Annotated in this window: 14 protein-coding genes and 1 pseudogene; 5 read left to right on the plus strand and 10 right to left on the minus strand. The window is 59.7% G+C overall.

Translation table 11 applies throughout. From position 1 onward, the window contains the following. Positions 1-15: 15 nt before the first annotated feature. Together V6Z53_RS05235 and V6Z53_RS05240 are read left to right on the plus strand one after the other, a co-directional pair. The gene (locus V6Z53_RS05235) at positions 16-324 is read left to right on the plus strand and encodes a PsiF family protein (RefSeq protein WP_338584467.1); all 309 of its coding nucleotides are present in this window, start codon (positions 16-18) and stop codon (positions 322-324) included. Positions 325-563: 239 nt separating this feature from the next. Next, positions 564-1577: a hypothetical protein gene (locus tag V6Z53_RS05240; RefSeq protein ID WP_338584468.1), complete on the plus strand. Its 1014-nt coding sequence runs from the start codon at positions 564-566 to the stop codon at positions 1575-1577. 120 nt (positions 1578-1697) lie between these two features. Here the strand turns inward: V6Z53_RS05240 and V6Z53_RS05245 are convergent, their stop codons facing one another. Further along, positions 1698-2972, minus strand: a complete 1275-nt coding sequence (locus V6Z53_RS05245) for an Hsp70 family protein (RefSeq protein WP_338584469.1) — start codon at positions 2970-2972, stop codon at positions 1698-1700. A gap of 295 nt (positions 2973-3267) precedes the next feature. Here V6Z53_RS05245 and V6Z53_RS05250 point away from each other — a divergent pair, with 295 nt between their 5' ends. Together V6Z53_RS05250 and V6Z53_RS05255 are read left to right on the plus strand one after the other, a co-directional pair. Continuing rightward, positions 3268-4212 (plus strand): DnaJ C-terminal domain-containing protein, encoded by a 945-nt coding sequence (locus V6Z53_RS05250; RefSeq protein WP_338584470.1) that lies wholly within the window; start codon positions 3268-3270, stop codon positions 4210-4212. A 23-nt stretch (positions 4213-4235) separates the two neighbouring features. Next, positions 4236-4541: a chaperone modulator CbpM gene (locus V6Z53_RS05255; RefSeq protein ID WP_338584471.1), complete on the plus strand. Its 306-nt coding sequence runs from the start codon at positions 4236-4238 to the stop codon at positions 4539-4541. Between the two features lie 552 nt (positions 4542-5093). On the opposite strand, the pseudogene V6Z53_RS05260 reads toward V6Z53_RS05255, so the two are convergent. Beyond that, positions 5094-5408, minus strand: a pseudogene (locus V6Z53_RS05260) (RHS repeat-associated core domain-containing protein); the annotation flags it as partial. Between the two features lie 250 nt (positions 5409-5658). Beyond that, on the minus strand, positions 5659-6786 hold the full coding sequence (locus V6Z53_RS05265) for a HAMP domain-containing sensor histidine kinase (protein WP_338584472.1): 1128 nt from the start codon (positions 6784-6786) through the stop codon (positions 5659-5661). A 247-nt stretch (positions 6787-7033) separates the two neighbouring features. Here V6Z53_RS05265 and V6Z53_RS05270 point away from each other — a divergent pair, with 247 nt between their 5' ends. Then, entirely contained in the window at positions 7034-12304 is a 5271-nt protein-coding gene (locus V6Z53_RS05270) for a DUF6543 domain-containing protein (protein WP_338584473.1), read from the plus strand. A gap of 66 nt (positions 12305-12370) precedes the next feature. Here the strand turns inward: V6Z53_RS05270 and ureC are convergent, their stop codons facing one another. The 7 genes from ureC to urtE all read right to left on the minus strand — a co-directional run bounded on the left by ureC (position 12371) and on the right by urtE (position 17656). Continuing rightward, positions 12371-14071 carry an urease subunit alpha gene (gene ureC, locus V6Z53_RS05275; RefSeq protein WP_338584474.1) on the minus strand — a complete coding sequence of 567 codons (1701 nt, stop codon included), beginning with the start codon at positions 14069-14071 and terminating at the stop codon, positions 12371-12373. Positions 14072-14255: 184 nt separating this feature from the next. After that, a complete protein-coding gene (locus V6Z53_RS05280) occupies positions 14256-14564 on the minus strand; it encodes an urease subunit beta (protein ID WP_338584475.1) in 309 nt (102 codons plus the stop codon). Next, positions 14564-15097, minus strand: a complete 534-nt coding sequence (locus V6Z53_RS05285; protein ID WP_338584476.1) for a GNAT family N-acetyltransferase — start codon at positions 15095-15097, stop codon at positions 14564-14566. Before V6Z53_RS05285 ends, V6Z53_RS05280 begins: the two co-directional genes overlap by 1 nt. Positions 15098-15103: 6 nt before the next feature. Further along, the gene (locus tag V6Z53_RS05290; protein WP_338584477.1) at positions 15104-15637 is read right to left on the minus strand and encodes an N-acetyltransferase family protein; all 534 of its coding nucleotides are present in this window, start codon (positions 15635-15637) and stop codon (positions 15104-15106) included. A 9-nt stretch (positions 15638-15646) separates the two neighbouring features. Then, positions 15647-15949, minus strand: a complete 303-nt coding sequence (ureA, locus tag V6Z53_RS05295; RefSeq protein ID WP_007907366.1) for an urease subunit gamma — start codon at positions 15947-15949, stop codon at positions 15647-15649. Positions 15950-16087: 138 nt separating this feature from the next. Further along, positions 16088-16927 carry an urease accessory protein UreD gene (locus V6Z53_RS05300; RefSeq protein WP_338584478.1) on the minus strand — a complete coding sequence of 280 codons (840 nt, stop codon included), beginning with the start codon at positions 16925-16927 and terminating at the stop codon, positions 16088-16090. Between the two features lie 30 nt (positions 16928-16957). Continuing rightward, positions 16958-17656 (minus strand): urea ABC transporter ATP-binding subunit UrtE, encoded by a 699-nt coding sequence (gene urtE, locus V6Z53_RS05305; RefSeq protein WP_008031204.1) that lies wholly within the window; start codon positions 17654-17656, stop codon positions 16958-16960. Positions 17657-17669 lie beyond the last annotated feature (13 nt).

Raw genomic sequence — 17669 nt, forward strand, 5'->3', positions numbered from 1 at the left:
CAAGGAGAAAACTCCATGAAGATAATGCGTGCCCCTTTGTTGATGATCGGTTTGTTGCTCTGTTCCCAAAGCTTCGCCGCCACTGACCAACAGAACAAGATGACCACCTGCAACGCCGAGGCGACTGCAAAGACTCTCAAGGGCGATGAGCGCAAAGCCTTCATGAGCAATTGCCTCAAGGCAACACCCGCAGCCAACGATGCCGGCGCGGCCTTGACCCCGCAGCAACAGAAAATGAAAACCTGCAATGCCGACGCCGCCACCAAGGCCCTGAAAGGGGATGAGCGCAAAGCCTTCATGAGTGATTGTCTGAAGAAAAAATAATTCGTGCGGATAAACACGAACAGGGTGGGAGCGGGCTTGCTCGCGAATGCGGTGTATCAGCCGATGTAAATGTTGAACATTCCTCAGCATTCGCGAGCAAGCCCGCTCCCACAATTGATCTGCATGCATAGTAAGTAAGTTGCCTGCCCCCCACTAAGGTCGCCCCACACAATCCCTAGTGCTGACACCGGATCGCTGGCAGACTGCCAATCCTTTTACGCCGTTCGTTTTGAGGCTGTATGCCAACGTTTTCTCAGCGTCAAGTTTTGCTGGTCATCAGCTGGGTCATCATCTTTGGTGGGCTGCTGCTGGTGATACCGCTGCGGTTACTGCCAAGTCTGCTGGCCGGGTTGCTGGTGTTCGAACTGGTCAACATGCTCACCCCGCAATTGCAGCGGCTGATCGAAGGCCGGCGTGCGCGCTGGTTGGCGGTGGCCTTGCTGGGGACGTTGATTGTCAGTGTGCTGACGCTGATTTTTGCCGGCGCCATCAGTTTCCTGCTGCACGAAGCCGAAAACCCTGGCGCCTCCCTCGATAAATTCATGGGCGTGGTCGACCGTGCGCGTGGGCAGTTGCCGCCGTTCATCGACGTCTACCTGCCGGCCAGTGCCGCCGAGTTCCGCGTGGCGATTGGCGAGTGGGTCAGCAAGCACCTCAGCGACTTGCAACTGGTCGGCAAGGACGCGGCGCACATGTTCGTGACGCTGCTGATCGGCATGGTGCTCGGCGCGATCATCGCCTTGCAGCGGATTCCGGACCTGACCAAACGCAAGCCATTGGCTGCGGCGCTGTTTGATCGCTTGCATCTGCTGGTCCAGGCCTTCCGCAACATCGTGTTCGCGCAGATCAAGATTTCCCTGCTCAACACCTTCTTCACCGGGATCTTCCTGGCGGTGGTGCTGCCGATGTTCGGCATCAAGTTGCCGCTGACCAAAACCCTGATCGTGCTGACTTTCCTGCTCGGCCTGTTGCCGGTGATCGGCAATCTGATGTCGAACACCCTGATCACCATCGTCGGCCTGTCGCTGTCGATCTGGGTGGCCTTGGCCGCGCTGGGTTACCTGATCGTTATCCACAAGCTCGAATACTTTCTTAACGCGCGCATCGTCGGCGGGCAGATCAGTGCCAAGTCATGGGAGTTGCTGTTGGCGATGCTGGTGTTCGAGGCCGCGTTCGGCCTGCCGGGGGTGGTGGCGGGGCCGATTTATTACGCGTACCTGAAGAGCGAGTTGAAGCAGGTGGGGATGGTTTGATGTGCTATTGATCTGATTGTGGCGAGGGAGCTTGCTCCCGCTGGGGCGCGAAGCGGCCCCAAAAAAAGGGACTGCTACGCAGTCCAGCGGGAGCAAGCTCCCTCGCCACAGAGGATCTGATCAGCCCATCGGACCGTAACGCTTCGACGCCTCAATCGCCAAACCGCTACCAATACTGCCGAAGATATTCCCTTCCACATGCCGCGCATTTGGCAACATCGCCGAAACGCTGTTGCGCAGCGCCGGAATGCCGCTGGAACCACCGGTGAAGAACACCGTGTCGACCTGATCAACCCGCACATCGGCATCCGCCAACAACTGGGTCACGCTGTTGCGTACGCGTTCCAGCAGGTTATCGATAGCCGATTCGAATAGCGCGCGGCTCAGTTCCACGCTCAAACCGGCTTCGATGCGATCCAGCGGCACGTGGCGATGTTCGGCATGGGTCAGCTGGATCTTGGTTTCTTCGACTTCCATCGCCAGCCAGTGCCCGGCGCGCTGTTCGATCAGCTTGAACAGGCGATCGATGCCGCCGGTGTCTTCGATGTCATAACGCATGCTGCCCAGGGCCAGTTGCGACTTCTGCGAATACACCGAGTTGATGGTGTGCCAGGTCGCCAGGTTCATGTGGTGGCTGGTGGGCATGTAGGCGCCGCTCTTCATGCGGCTGCCGTAGCCGAACAGCGGCATCAGGCCTTGCAGGCTCAGCTGTTTGTCGAAGTCGGTCCCGCCGATGTGCACGCCACCGGTGGCCAGGATGTCTTCGTGACGGTTGTCGTGGTTGCGCCGCTCCGGCGACAGGCGCACCAGCGAGAAGTCGGACGTACCACCGCCGATGTCGACGATCAGCACCAGTTCTTCTTTCTCGATGGTCGACTCGTAGTCGAATGCCGCAGCAATCGGTTCGAACTGGAACGAGACTTCCTTGAAGCCGATCTTGCGCGCCACATCCACCAGGGTGTCTTCGGCTTCTTTGTCGGCCATCGGATCATCGTCGACAAAAAACACCGGACGACCCAGCACCACTTCTTCGAATTCCCGACCAGCGGCGGCTTCGGCGCGGCTCTTGAGCTGGCCGATGAACAGCCCGAGCAGGTCCTTGAACGGCATCGCCGTACCGAGGACGCTGGTGTCGTGCTTGATCAGCTTGGAACCCAGCAGGCTCTTGAGCGAGCGCATCAGGCGACCTTCGTAGCCTTCCAGGTACTCGTGCAGCGCCAGACGGCCGTACACCGGGCGGCGTTCTTCGAGGTTGAAGAAGACCACTGAGGGCAGGGTGATCTTGTCGTCCTCCAGCGCAATCAGCGTTTCCACACCGGGGCGCAGCCAGCCGACGGTGGAGTTGGACGTGCCAAAATCGATACCAACGGCACGGGCTGGAGAGGCGTTGTTCATGTCTTTCAAGTTCCGGTTAAAAAACGGCCGCGCAGTGTATGCCAGTGCGGCACAGAATCGAAGGCCGACTATCCGCTAAATCTTGCCACTGCGCCTTGAAAGACGTGCCATCACCCCCAAACTACCCTGCATCAACCGGACAGCCGCGCTGCGACCGCAAGTCGCCCCGCCTGCTGCCGATAAACTTCTGATGCGCTGCCCGGTCACAACCATGAGATCGGTCAAGCCCTGCGCTGCAAACAGGCGCATGCTGTGGCAGGTGGCGCGACCTCGATAACGGATGGTGATTCCCGCGATGGACTTCAAAGACTATTACAAGATTCTCGGTGTGGAGCCGACTGCAGACGACAAGGCGATCAAGGCCGCCTATCGCAAGCTGGCGCGCAAATACCACCCGGACGTCAGCAAGGAAAAGGACGCCGAGGCCAAGTTCAAGGACGCCTCTGAAGCCTATGAAGCGCTGAAAAGCGCCGACAAGCGCGCCGAATATGACGACTTGCGCCGTTATGGCCAGCATGGCCAGCCGTTCCAGGGACCACCGGGCTGGCAGAGCCGTGGCGGTTTTGGTGGCGGTGGCCAGGACACCGGCGACTTTTCGGACTTCTTCAGTTCGATCTTCGGTAACCGTGGCCCCGGTTTTGGTGGTGCAGAGTCGCGTCGCAGCAGCGGGCGTCGAGGGCAAGACGTGGAAATGGAACTTGGGATCTTTCTCGAAGAAACCCTCTCGAACGAATCGAAGAAGGTCACCTTCCAGGTGCCGCAATACAATGCCGCCGGCCAGCACGTCAGCAATACCCCGAAAAGCCTGAACGTGAAAATCCCGGCCGGCGTGACCGACGGCGAGCGTATCCGCCTCAAGGGCCAGGGTGCTCCGGGTGTGGGCGGTGGCGCCAACGGCGACCTGTACCTGACAATCCGTTTTGCGCCGCACCCGAAATTCGACGTCGAAGGCGAAAACCTGATCATCACCCTGCCGCTGGCACCGTGGGAGCTGGCGTTGGGGGCTGAAGTCGCGGTGCCGACCCTGACCGGCAAGATCAACCTCAAGGTTCCGGCCGGCAGCCAGAACGGCCAGCGCATGCGCGCCAAGGGCCACGGCCTGCTGAACAAGGCGGGTGAACGCGGTTACCTGTTCGTGCAACTGAAGGCGGTCATGCCGAAAAAATCGGACGATGACATCAAGTCCTTGTGGCAGGAGCTGGCGAAGAAAGCAGCGTTCGACCCTAGAGAAAATTTCTGATCCAAGACACGGAGTAGCCCGTCATGAGCAACCCCCTGATCGTTCAACTGGACCTGGCAGAATTCTGTGAGGCGACCGATTTGTCGGACGTCTACGTGATCGAAATCGTCGAGCACGGCATCCTCGAACCTCAGGGTGCCGTGCCCAAGGATTGGCGTTTCACCGATTACGAACTGACCCTGGCCAAGCGCGCCGCCAAGCTGCGGCACGATCTGGAACTGGAGTGGGAAGGCGTCGCCCTGGCGCTGGATCTGCTTGAAGAAGTGCAGCAACTGCGGGCTGAGAACCGGATGTTGAAGCAGCGGTTGGGGCGGTTGGTGGTGGAATAATTATTAATGCAATTCACCACCAGTGAACGCAGATGACAATACGAGTTAATGGCGCTCAGCCCCCCCTCTGCGAACGCTTCTTACAGTAAACATTTCGACGCTGCTGTGGAACCAAGTGCCATCCGGATTTCGACTCATGCTGTATTGACGCACCACATTGTCAGATATCCTTCTCGTTGGAGGAAGAGGTGGCATGTCAGAGTTTGATGATTCCATTCTTTGCATTTCTGGTTCTGCAGGCCTAATTCTGTTTCCTCCGATCGAACCAGAATCATGCGAAGACGCCGACAAGGGTTGTGCAGGCTGAGTCAGCGAAGTTGGTTCAGGCTGCTCAAGCGCTCTTAGATCAGCTGCTTCCTCATATGTAGGTAGTGACGACCTTGTATAGCGAGGCGCTGGTTCTTCATAGCGGGGCGTCGTGCGGAGCCTTAATGGTTGTTGAGCAGCAGGGGGCACTGAGAGATGGACATTCGCATCGGGTGTTGCCATTGTCCGGTTACGTGCAGAGGAAGATGGAAAGATCCTGCTCAGGGTTGCAGCGACAGGGTTGAACACATGCCCCGTCGGATCCGAAGCATTCACCGGATCCCCCACACAATACATATACGCATTCAACCCACCCTCCCCAAACGGGCTCCAACTGTCCGGGCTATGAAAACGCATCAACACCGTGTTGTAAGCCCTGTAGCCATTCCCCAGTAGATACCAGGCAAGTTCTACCTCGCGTAGCTCGCCGTTAAACCCCAACCGCCCGCCAATCCCCTGCCGCCCGGACTGTTCGCCGTAGGCTGAATACGCAATTGAATTGACCTTGCCGTCCGTTACCTCGGCGAGCACCGAGCTCTTGCTGTCGGTGGCCAGCAGTAGAGTCTTTGACTGGCGCAAAGGGCGATCCTTGCTTATGGAGTCGGTCATGGCGAGGCCTGCCTTGGGGCTGAATTCGTACTTCCAGTTTTACTCGGACGGCCAAGGGTTGGGAACTATCAGAACTGATAGTGAGGGGTTTCTACGGTGGCCAGCAGGCTGGCTCCCACAGTTGACGGGTGTTGCCAGACTGAACTCGGTCAATTGTGGGAGCCAGCCCTGCTGGCGATGAACGATAACGCGGTCACAAGCCTCACACCTTCCTCGGCAACACCACGGTAAACAGCGTGCCGTCAGCCTCATTCGAGCTGACCTCAATCGTCCCCTGATGCGCTTCCACCACTTCCTTGACGATAAACAACCCCAGCCCAAGGCTGGTGGTGGGTTCGCCGAGCTCTTCACTGGCGCTGCGCACCAACGGATCGAAAATCGTTGGAATCGCGTCGGCAGGGATCGGTATTCCGTCGTTGTGCACGGTCAACTGAACGTTGGTGGCATCGCCCTTGAGCGCCAAGGTCACTTCACGCTTGTCCGAGCCATGTTGCAGCGCGTTGCCGATCAGGTTCTGCAGCATCTGGTCCAGCCGCCGCGGATCCCACACACCCTGGGTGTCGCCCACGATGTCCAGGGTCGGATCGCATTCGGGCTGGGCGGCGCAGGCCCGGGCGATGGCGTCCTGTGTTGCCTGGGCCAGGTCCATGGGGGCCGGATCGATCGGCAGGTTCTTGCCCAGACGGCTGCGCACCAGCTCCAGCAGGTCGTTGACCATCATAGACATGTGACCTGTGCCGCGTTTTATGTGGGTTGCGCACTTCAACGCATCGCCTTCGAGGTTGGCTTTGCGCAACAGCATTTCGGTGGACATGTTCACTGCTTGCAGTGGGGTGCGCAGGTCGTGGCCGAGAATCGCCAGGAAAATGTCCCGCGAGCGATTGACCCGCTCGGCGTAGGCCGCGGTGGACTCGGCCAGGGCTTCATCGATGGCCTCATTGAAACGGATCATGTCCTGAAAGTAGGCCATGTCGGGGGATTCGAGGCTGTTGACCCACAGGCGAATCACGCACGCCCGCAAATGGCGGAATTCGCTGGTCATCTGCACCAGATCGAAACCCACGGTGTGGCGCAGTTCGCCATGGCTGGCGCCGGCTTCATCCAGGCTCGGGGTTTTCTCCGGGCCTTCGCCACGGGCCTTGGCCGCTTGTTCACCGGGACTTTGGGGTTTGTTCATATCCCGCGCTGCGGCCAGCAGGATCGAGCGCGCATGGTCGCGTAGCGCCGGGCCGTCCATGGTGTCGGCGGCAGGGGTGATGGTTTTGGCGAACAGCTCCCACTCATCGACGATGCGGTCAACGTTTTTGACGATGAACTCGGAAAGACGCATGGCGGTTACCTGAGCATGAAACGGGGGCTGCGAATCGAATAGTAGTCCCTTTGGCGGGAAAAACACGACCGCTCATGCCGAGGCACGAACCGAGGCCTCTGTGGCGGTACTTATGTATCGGCGACTCGCTGATTTTCGAACTGTCCGCGCCGTTTCAGCGGGTCGCTCCAACAGTTGTTTGGACTTTTGTTTCGGGCGAGGGTGAATAAGCTGATGGCTCATTTCTTGTCATCAAGGTGATTCAAACGTGTCTGATTTGCATGGAAGCAATTCACAGAAAAAGCCCGAAACCCTGAGCACCGAAAATAACGGCGTGCACTACCTTCGCGTGCTCGGTGTGATTCCGGGCGCCATAAAGAATGCGTCGTTGCCGAGGTTGACGGCCCTTGCGGCACTCAAGCCTCAGGTGCCCGATTGGTACAGCGGTGCACGGGACATCGACCGTCAATTCCTCAAGGAACTGATTGACGAACGCTGGCGCCTGCAAGGCGTGCTGGACACGACGCTGGGCGACTTGCAGCACGACATCAAGGCTTTCGCCGAACCGCTGCTCGGTGCGTCAATGCAGTCGAAATTCGCTACGGTCGAGAATATCCATGAGCTCACGGTGCAACTTGAGGTGCCGAGCACGATCATCTTCGGCATCGATACCGGGGCCAGTCGCGTCAGGCATTCCACGTTGCTCGAAGCCGCGCTGCACAATTTCGAAGAGTCCGAAACCGCCGACGACGCGTGGCGAAACAGCTCGGGTGTTTACCGCAAAGATGAGCGCGGCAGTCTTGCTCTTGAACCGAATATCAAGCTGCCGGAGTTCGCCTCGTTATGCAGAAGTCTGGACATCGGCGCCCAGTATCAGCAGCACATCAAAAATGTCCTGCTGCCCGCGACCGCCCAGGCGCAGCGGACCTTGCAACAAGACTCGATCGCCAGCGAAAAGGCCGCTTTTCATGTCGCCACCCTGATCGCCCGGTTGAAGGGCGACATCAGCGATCATGCCTACGGCAAACTGGGTCAATTACGCGAGGGTTTGGCTAACACCACGCTGTACGACCAGCCGTTGCACTGCCATCGCTTGTCACTGATGGGCTGCAGGCTGACCGGCATTGTGCTGTTCAGCGCGGTTACCGAACCGTCGCAAGTCAAGCTTGAAATCCAAGCGTTGACGCCGGCGCTGCTGAGCTTCTGGATCGACTGGTCACGACGCATCCCTGTGTTGCCCGGACAGGAATATGATCAATTCAAACTGTTGCAGGCTTTTTTCGCCAATGGGCCGCAGGGGCTGAGCGATGAGCTTTTGCGCCGGGAAGACATCTACCAGCAAAGTCGTTTGTCCGGGCCGCTGATCGCCTACGTGCCGGACGATCCGGACCATCCCTTGAAGGAATATCCGTCGCTGACCGCCTTCATGAAGGAATTGATTGGTCAGTTGAGAAGCACGGAATATCAGGCTTTTTTCAGCCGTTTTGTCGCGCAGAAGGACAAAGCGCTGTTTTCCTCTCGGGTCAATGAACGCCTCACAACGTTCACCTGGCATGAGCGCGAGCCGCTCGACATGGGGCCGTGGTGGCGTGAAACGGCAGTGGAGAATCCTGATGCCGAGCCCGTCACCAATCGTGTTGATGGTGATTTGTGGGTAACGCTGTTTCGCGAGCGTCGCAACAAGGCCATCGCCGATGCCAGGCTCATCGCCGTGCCGACCAATGATGAGGACGCGACCGCCCGCTTCAAACGCTTGACCGGTTATCTGTCCATCGGTTGGAACGTGTTCAATTTTGCCGCGATGCTGGTGCCGGGTCTGGGTGAAGCCATGCTCGGCATCATGGTCGCGCAAATGCTTGCCGAGGTAGCGGAAGGCGTAGAGGACTGGAGCAAGGGCGACAAAGAACAAGCCTCGGCCTATTTCAACGGAGTGCTGGTCAACTTCGCTCAATTGGCGCTCATGGGCACCGCACATGTGGTGCCCGGCGCCAGTGTCGCGCCGATCAAGGTCGCGCCGTTCGTCGAGGGGCTCAAGCCCGTGGAAATCGGCGGCAAGACGCGATTGTGGAACCCGGATCTCGGCCCCTATGAACGACCGATCGCTTTGCCTGAAGACGCGAAGGGCGGCGATCAGGGACTTTACCGACATCAGGAAAAGGACCTGCTGCGGCTCAATGACAAAAGCTATGAAGTCAGGCAAGACCCGAACACTGGCGAGCATCGTCTGCAACATCCGACCCGCACTGACGCTTACCAGCCGCGCGTGGAGCACAACGGCGCCGGCAGTTGGAAGACCGAAATCGACCAACCACTCGAATGGGATCGACGTGCAGTGCTCAGGCGCCTGGGCGCTTCGGTGGATGGATTCTCCGATGAAACTCTGGAACAGATTCTGACCGTCAGCGGCGTGCACGAAAACGCCCTGCGCCGATTGCATGTCGAGCATGAAACCCCGCCCGCACTGTTGGTCGACACCCTCACACGCTTCAAGGCCCATGCCGATGCCGAAGCCTGTGCGCAACAAATTCTGGCCAATCGGATTGATGACGAGTGGGCTGATTACTCGCTGCGGCTCATGACGGAATTGCGCGGCTGGCCCGGTGACAAGGCCATTGAAGTGTTCGAGGATCCGGACCTGACCGGTGCATCGATCAAGGATGGCTACGCCGATGCGTCAACGACCAATACTTTGCAGATAACCAGATCTGAACTGCGAACGGGTCAGTTGCCCCAACGGGTAATGAGTTTTCTTGACGAACCGGCACTGCGCGAACTGCTCGGACAATGGTATTCCGGTGACGGGCTGAAACGTGCCCAAGCGCTGCGTGATCAGTGGGCGGCATTGGCGCGTCAGCGCAAAAGTCAGTTGTTCGAGCGGCTGTACAAGAACCGGACACAGTCGGACGATCCATGGGTGAACCTGCTCAAGGGTGACGGGGCAGAGATCTCGACCAGTCAGGCACACGCGCTGCTGAGTGAAGCGCATCCATCGGATGAGCAGCATTTTCACGAAAAACAACGCGTGCCGTTGCGACTGGCAGAGCAAACCCGCAAAGCAGCAGAGCAACTGCGGCTGACACGGGCGTATGAAGGCCTGTACCTCGACGGACTCCACAATCGCGATACCGCACGCCTGGAGTTGCATTCGCTGGCCGCTCTGCCGAACTGGCCGGCGGATCTGCGTCTGGAAATTCGTGAATACTCATTCGAGGGACCATTGACCGACAGTCTCGGCCCCGTCGACGCGACGACCTGCAAAGTGCTGATCTGGGGCGAGGATGGCAAGTACGAAACTCGGGATGACAGCGATCAACATCTGCACGGTGCGGACAATTTGTACGCCGCCGTGCTGCACGCCTTGCCCGACGCGCAACGAACAGCCCTGGGTTTTGAAATCGAGGAGGCATCGCGGCTTGAGCAAGCGATAAAAGCACGCCCGCTGGATCGCTACGTGTTTGAGCCGATGCTGCGGGACAATCCGAATTTCAAACCGGCGTACGACCCGGCCAACATGCGCCTGCGTGGCGGCATGCCCGGTTACGCACAGCAAGTGCCGCGCGGGGTTGGCCTGCGGCGACGGGTGCGCGGGTTGTATCCGGGGTTCTCGCCGGAGGAAGTTGAAAACCTGCTGACTGAGCTCAGTCAGGGTGAAGGATCGGTGCATGAGCGGCTTGCCGCACTGGAAACCGAGTTCAATCAGTTGAACCACGCCATGCAACGCTGGATGAACTCGCCGACGCATTCGTTTCGTTTTAGCCCCGCGGGGGTGGCGGAGTGGCATGCACGGAACCGGCTCTACAAAATGATCAGGCAATGCTGGCAGCGAACCGGCCCCGAGGGCATCGAGGCTTCCGGCGTCGTACGGCCGCAGGCGTTGAAACTGGACAACATTCCCAAGCTGAGCCAACTGCTGGAAACCTTGCCCAGGCTGGAGGCCAACTTTGATCACGTCACCAGCCTGAGCCTGCGCGGTGGCCAATTGCGTTCCGCGCACTTGCCGTTCCTCGACTCGTTCCATCAGGTGCGCTACCTCAATCTGCAGGACAATCTGCTGACGGCTGTTCCGCAGGTGCTGAAAGACATGCGTCATCTCACCGATCTGTTCCTCAATGACAACCGCATTGAACTGGATGTGCTGGCGGTGGATCGTTTGAAGAAGCTCATTCGCCTGCGGTCCTTGGGGTTGCGCGGCAATCCGCTGAAGCTTGTACCGGACATCAGTCGCATGCCGCATTTGCAGGTGCTGTTGCTGAACGACACCGGGCTGGACACCTGGCCGGTCGGGCTGTTTTCCCAGTCGCGGCCACGCAGCATCTATCTTGATCTGAGCCGCAACCCGATCAGTCGGATACCCGACGTCGCACCGGGTTCGTTTCGCGCCGAGTTGCTGGCGCGCACGGTGATCAGTCGGGAGCCGCGCTGGATGTCGCCGGAAAATCTCGACACCCTCAAGTTTTACATCGAGTCGGTCGGCATGGACCCTGAACGTCGGTATCCGCCCCGAGGCACGCTGGACAGTGCCGACTGGTGGATGGGCATGACACAAAAACAATGGGAAGCCAGACAACTTGTGTGGAACGCGGTCGAGGATGAATTCGACTCGATGCCGTTCTTCAACGAAATCCGCCAACTCACCCAATCCGCTGATTTCAAGGCCGGTGAGACTTACCAAACGGAACTGACCGCCAAGGTCTGGCGCATGCTGGAAGCCATGGCCGACGACAGTGAGTTGCGCGTCAAACTGTTCAGCGAAGCGGCATCTACCACTCAGTGCGTGGATGGCGGCACGCAACTGTTCAACGCCATGGGTGTGCAGGTGCTGATTCATGAGGCTTACGCCCTGGAACGCGCAGACCTGATCGAAGCGCAATTGCTGGAGCTGGCCCTGGGCAAGTCCCGGCTCGATGAACTCGGGGCCATCGCACGACAGCGAGTGGCGGCGCGCGTGGCGAAGGGCGAGCAATTGCGTCGCATTGACGGTCTTGGCAATGTTGCCGGCACCATTGATGAGGTCGAGGTTCACCTGGCCTACATGACCGATCTGGCCAAGCGTCTTGATCTGCCATGGCAGGCGCGAGGCATGCAATTTCGCAAGATCGCCGGGGTCGACAAGGAAATGATCGAGGCGGCGTTCCAGCGGATCAAGGCGCTGGAGGAAGGTGATCTGCTGACTGACCGCATCTTCGAACAACCGCTCTGGAGAACCTGGCTGGAGTCCACTTACCGCGAAGAACTCAATGGTCTGAAGCGTCGCATCGACGCCACCACCGATTTGCAGGATGCGTTGCAGCGCAGGGCCGAAGGGACGCAATTCACCGCTGAGGAAAAAGCTCAGGTGGAAGCGGAAATCAAGGCGCTGTGCGGTGAGCTGGGCAAAAGTGAAGGTGATTTCGCGGATGGCCAGCTCATGACGGACGAGGCGTATGTTCAAGCCTTGGATGACATCGACCGGCAGATCACACAACAGCTGAGAACGCTGACCCGCGAAGCGATGGTTCGGGCCAAACTGGATCGGCTGCGGATTGAGCCTGCTCAGTAATCCCGGAAAAAGCAAAGGCCTCGACACGCTGTGTACGAGGCCTTTGTTTGTGGCGCACCCGCCGATTCAGAACAGGAAGTAACGCTGCGCCATCGGCAGGGTTTCCGCCGGTTCACACCAGAGCAAAACTCCATCGGCCTTGACCTGATAAGTCTGCGGGTCGACGTCGATGTTCGGCAGGTAATCGTTGTGGATCAGGTCGGTTTTCTGCACCTCGCGGCAACCTTTGACCACGGCGATTTTCTTCTTCAGCCCCAGCGCTTCAGGCAAGCCTGCTTCGTGCGCTGCCTGGCTGATAAAGGTCAGGCTGGTGGCGTGCAGCGAGCCGCCGTAACTGGCGAACATCGGGCGGTAGTGCACCGGTTGCGGAGTTGGAATCGAAGCGTTGGCGTCGCCCATCAGGCTGGCCGCGATGGCGCCACCCTTGAGGATCAGCGTCGGTTTTACGCCGAAAAACGCCGGGCGCCAGAGCACCAGATCCGCCCACTTGCCCACTTCCACCGAACCCACTTCATGGCTGATGCCGTGGGTGATCGCCGGGTTGATGGTGTATTTGGCGATGTAGCGTTTGGCGCGGAAGTTGTCGTTGCCTTCACCGTCCAGCGGCAGCGGGCCACGCTGCTTTTTCATCTTGTCGGCGGTTTGCCAGGTGCGCGTGATGACTTCACCGACACGGCCCATGGCCTGGCTGTCGGAGCTGATCATCGAGAATGCGCCGAGGTCATGGAGGATGTCTTCGGCGGCAATCGTCTCGCGGCGGATGCGGCTTTCGGCGAACGCCACGTCTTCGGCAATGCTCGGGTCCAGGTGGTGGCAGACCATCAGCATGTCGAGGTGTTCATCGATGGTGTTGCGGGTGAACGGCCGGGTCGGGTTGGTCGAACTCGGCAGCACGTTGGCAAAGCCGCAGGCCTTGATGATGTCCGGCGCGTGACCGCCCCCGGCACCTTCGGTGTGGTAGGTGTGGATGGTGCGGCCCTTGAATGCGCCGAGGGTGGTTTCGACGAAACCGGATTCGTTGAGGGTGTCGGTGTGGATCGCCACCTGCACGTCGTACTGGTCGGCGACGTTCAGGCAGTTGTCGATACTCGCCGGGGTGGTGCCCCAGTCTTCGTGCAACTTGAGGCCGATGGCGCCGGCCTTGACCTGCTCGATCAACGGCTCCGGCAGGCTGGCGTTGCCCTTGCCGGTGAGGCCGATGTTCATCGGGAACGCGTCGGCAGCCTGGAGCATGCGCGCCAGATGCCACGGCCCGGAGGTGCAGGTGGTGGCGTTGGTGCCGGTGGCCGGGCCGGTGCCGCCGCCAATCATGGTGGTGACGCCGCTCATAAGCGCCTCTTCGATCTGCTGCGGGCAGATGAAGTGGATGTGAGTGTCGATACCGCCGGCCGTGAGAATCATACCTTCACCGGCAATTACTTCGGTGCCGGCGCCAATGGCGATGGTCACGTTGGGCTGGATGTCCGGGTTGCCGGCCTTGCCGATCGCCGCGATGCGCCCGTCCTTGAGGCCGACGTCCGCCTTGACGATGCCCCAATGGTCGATGATCAGCGCATTGGTGATCAGCGTGTCGACCACTTCGGCGGCCAGCAACTGGCTTTGGCCCTGGCCGTCACGGATGACTTTACCGCCGCCGAATTTCACTTCTTCGCCGTAGGTGGTGAAGTCCTGTTCCACTTCGATCCACAGCTCGGTGTCGGCCAGACGGACCTTGTCGCCGACGGTGGGGCCGAACATGTCGGCGTAGGCTTGACGGGAAATCTTCATTCGTTCGCCTTATAAATGATAGGTGGCGGTGTGCGATCCATTGTGGCGAGGGAGCTTGCTCCCGCTGGGCTGCGCAGCAGCCCTAAAACCTGCAATCGGATTTCGTCAGGCACACCACATGTTTCTGATTAGCGAGCGCTTCGCACTCGAGCGGGAGCAAGCTCCCTCGCCACTGGTGAGCATTTCAGTCGAGATCGCCCATGATCCGCCCGGCAAACCCGAACACCCGGCGATGCCCGGCCAGGTCCACCAACTCGACATCGCGGCTCTGTCCCGGTTCGAAGCGCACGGCGGTGCCGGCGGGAATGTTCAGGCGCATGCCGCGACTGGCGGCGCGGTCGAAGGTCAGGGCGTCGTTGGTTTCGAAAAAGTGATAGTGCGAGCCGACCTGGATCGGCCGGTCACCGCTGTTGGCCACCGTCATGCTGATCGTGCGGCGGCCGACGTTGAGTTCGATGTCGCCGGGCTGGATCTGGTATTCACCGGGAATCATCAATGGGCTCCTTGCAGAACTTTGTAATAGAGGGCAGTCGGCCTGTAGAGGCCGCTCGGGTCGCAGGCGTAGTCGGGAATCTCACCGGCGCGGGTGTAACCCAACGCCTTGTAGAAATCTTCGGCGGGCGAGCCGGCTTCAGTGTCCAGGTAGAGCATGCCGCGTTTGTATTGCAGCGCGGCCTGTTCCAGTGCGGTCATCAATTGTTGGCCCAGACCACGACGCCGCGCGTGCTCGCGCACCAGTAGTTTTTGCACCTCGGCGCGGTTCAGACCATTGGCTTTCTGGCACAGCCCCAGTTGCACGCTGGCCTGCACCTGTTCGTCCTTGACCACCACCCAAAGCAACACATTGCCCTTGTTCAGATTCTCCTGAACCTCATCGAAATACGCGCGGGCCTGCGTGGCATCGAGGTCGGCCATGAAGCCGACGCTGGCGCCATAGCCGACGGCATCGAGCAGCAGATCAATCAAACCCTGACGATAGTGCGCAAAGCTTTCAACGTTGACGCGTCGCAGTTGGGCGGGGTTCATGGGCTATCACTCCTTGTTGGCGGCCGGTGGTTGCGCGCCAGGATTGAGGGTCAGTTGCATGAAGGTCAGGTCAAGCCAGCGACCGAACTTGGTGCCCACCTGAGGCATCTGCCCGGTGGTCACGAAACCGATGCGCTCGTGGATACGGATGGACGCGGCGTTGCCACTTTCAATGGCGGCGACCATCACGTGTTTGCCGCAGCCCTTGGCGCGCTCAATCAGCACGTCCATCAATTTTGGCCCGAGGCCGTTACCGCGCTGATCGCTGCGCACGTAGACCGAGTGCTCGACGGTGTGACGGAAGCCGTCGAACGGCCGCCAATCGCCAAACGAGGCGTAACCCAGCACGGTGTTGTCTGCGTCGACGATCACCAGAATCGGGTAAGCCTGGGACTGTCGCGCGCTGAACCAGGCCTGGCGGTTGCCGAGGTCCACGGCCTGTTCGTTCCAGATCGCGGTAGTGTTGAGCACTGCGTCGTTGTAGATGTCGCGGATCGCCGGCAGGTCGGCATGCACCGCATCGCGTATTTGGTAAGTCATGGCGTGGCCTCAGGCGATCGGTTGGTGGACGGTGACCAGTTTGGTGCCGTCGGGGAAAGTCGCTTCGACCTGAATCTCCGGGATCATTTCCGGGATGCCTTCCATCACTTGTTCGCGGCTGAGCAGGGTGGTGCCGAAGTGCATCAACTCGGCCACGGTCTGGCCGTCGCGGGCGCCTTCGAGCAGCGCTGCGGAGATATAGGCCATGGCCTCCGGATAATTGAGTTTCACGCCGCGAGCCAAACGCCGCTCGGCGACGAGGCCGGCGGTGAAGATCAGCAGCTTGTCTTTTTCACGTGGGGTCAGGTCCATTGGTGCAATCCATCAGGGCAGATAAAAAGGTATTCGGGCACGTAAACACGACCCCTGTGGGAGCTGGCTTGCCAGCGATGGGGACCTCGAGGCCGCCAAAAGCATCGCTGGCAAGCCAGCTCCCACAGGGATCGGTGTTCAGGTGTTCCAGATTCGCGGTGGTATGGCGTCGCGGCCAAGCAATGCCGGGCGCAGCAACCTCCACAAATCAATCAACCAGCCTCGGGCAAGTAACGCTTCGCTGGTCAGACATCGGGCAACCAACAACCCCGGCAATTGCGTCAGATCCCCGCGCACGTTGTGAGTCAGCGAGCGGCACTGTTCCAGCAAATCGCTGTCGATCTCGCCCGTCACCAACAAGGTCGCAAACACCGGTTGCCCGTCCAGCCCAATCGGCGAATCAAGCAAACCGTCATTGCCGACAATGCGCTGACGTTCGTGCCAGAGCAACTGGCCGTCGCGACGGATATCCAGTTGCGCCTGAAAATGCCCGAGGTCGAAGCGTTCGCCGCTGGCCGGGCGACCCAGAGCCACCACGTCCCAGTAGAACAGGCGTGCGTCGCCTTCCAAGTCAATTGAGGTGCTCAGTTCAGCCTGCGCCGCACTGAAAATGATCGTCTCCTGCGGCAGCCATTCCAGTGTCGCACCGGACGCCACTCGCAAGTCCAGCCGCTGATAGGCGGAACCGGCCGCGCGATACCACTTGGCCGCACCGGGGCTGGTAATTTGCGCCCAGGCGTCGCTGCCAACACTGGCCGAGATGTCCAGCCGATCACCCCCGGCAATCCCGCCCGGCGGGTGGACGATGATGTGCTGACAGACTTCAGGCCCTTCGGCATACAGGTGCTTTTGCACGCGCAAGGGGCCAAGGTGACGGCGCTGGACCGGGCGCGTGGTGTCGCCGAAGCGGGCGTAGCCCAGCTCCAGCTCGGCGTGCCAGCTCGGGGTGAACAGCATTGTTTGGGCAGGTAAATTCATGATTTCTAATTATCGTTAGGTCGCTACAGATTAGATGGTAACCAGTCCGCGCACACCTTCGGCTTCCATGTTTTCGCCACGTCCCTGTTGCACGATCTCGCCCCGGGACATCACCAGGTATTGATCGGCCAGTTCGGCAGCGAAATCGTAAAACTGCTCCACCAGCAGGATCGCCATGTCGCCACGGGCCGCGAGTTTTTTGATCACGGCTCCGATCTCCTTGATCACCGACGGTTGAATGCCTTCGGTCGGCTCATCGAGAATCAGCAGGCGAGGGCGGCTGGCCAGGGCGCGTCCGATCGCCAGTTGTTGTTGCTGGCCGCCGGACAGGTCGCCACCCCGGCGTTGCTTCATTTGCAGCAACACCGGGAACAGCTCATAGATGAACGCCGGGACTTCTTTCGCCTCACTGCCGGGGAAACGCGACAGGCCCATCAGCAGGTTTTCCTCGACGGTCAGGCGACCGAAGATCTCCCTGCCCTGGGGCACGTAGGCGATTCCGGCATGCACCCGTTGATGCGGCTTGAACGTGGTGATCGGTTTGCCTTCCCAATTCACCGCGCCTTCCTTGGCCGGCAGCAAACCCATCAGGCATTTAAGCAGGGTGGTCTTGCCCACGCCATTGCGCCCGAGCAGGCAAGTGACTTCGCCGACCTTCACGTCAAACGTCAGGCCGCGCAGGATGTGGCTACCGCCGTAGTACTGGTGCAGCTTGTCGACTTGCAGCATTCTCAAATACCCC

Origin of the sequence: Pseudomonas sp. MAG733B, from assembly GCF_036884845.1 — a bacterium.
In the GTDB taxonomy this organism is placed as follows: domain Bacteria; phylum Pseudomonadota; class Gammaproteobacteria; order Pseudomonadales; family Pseudomonadaceae; genus Aquipseudomonas.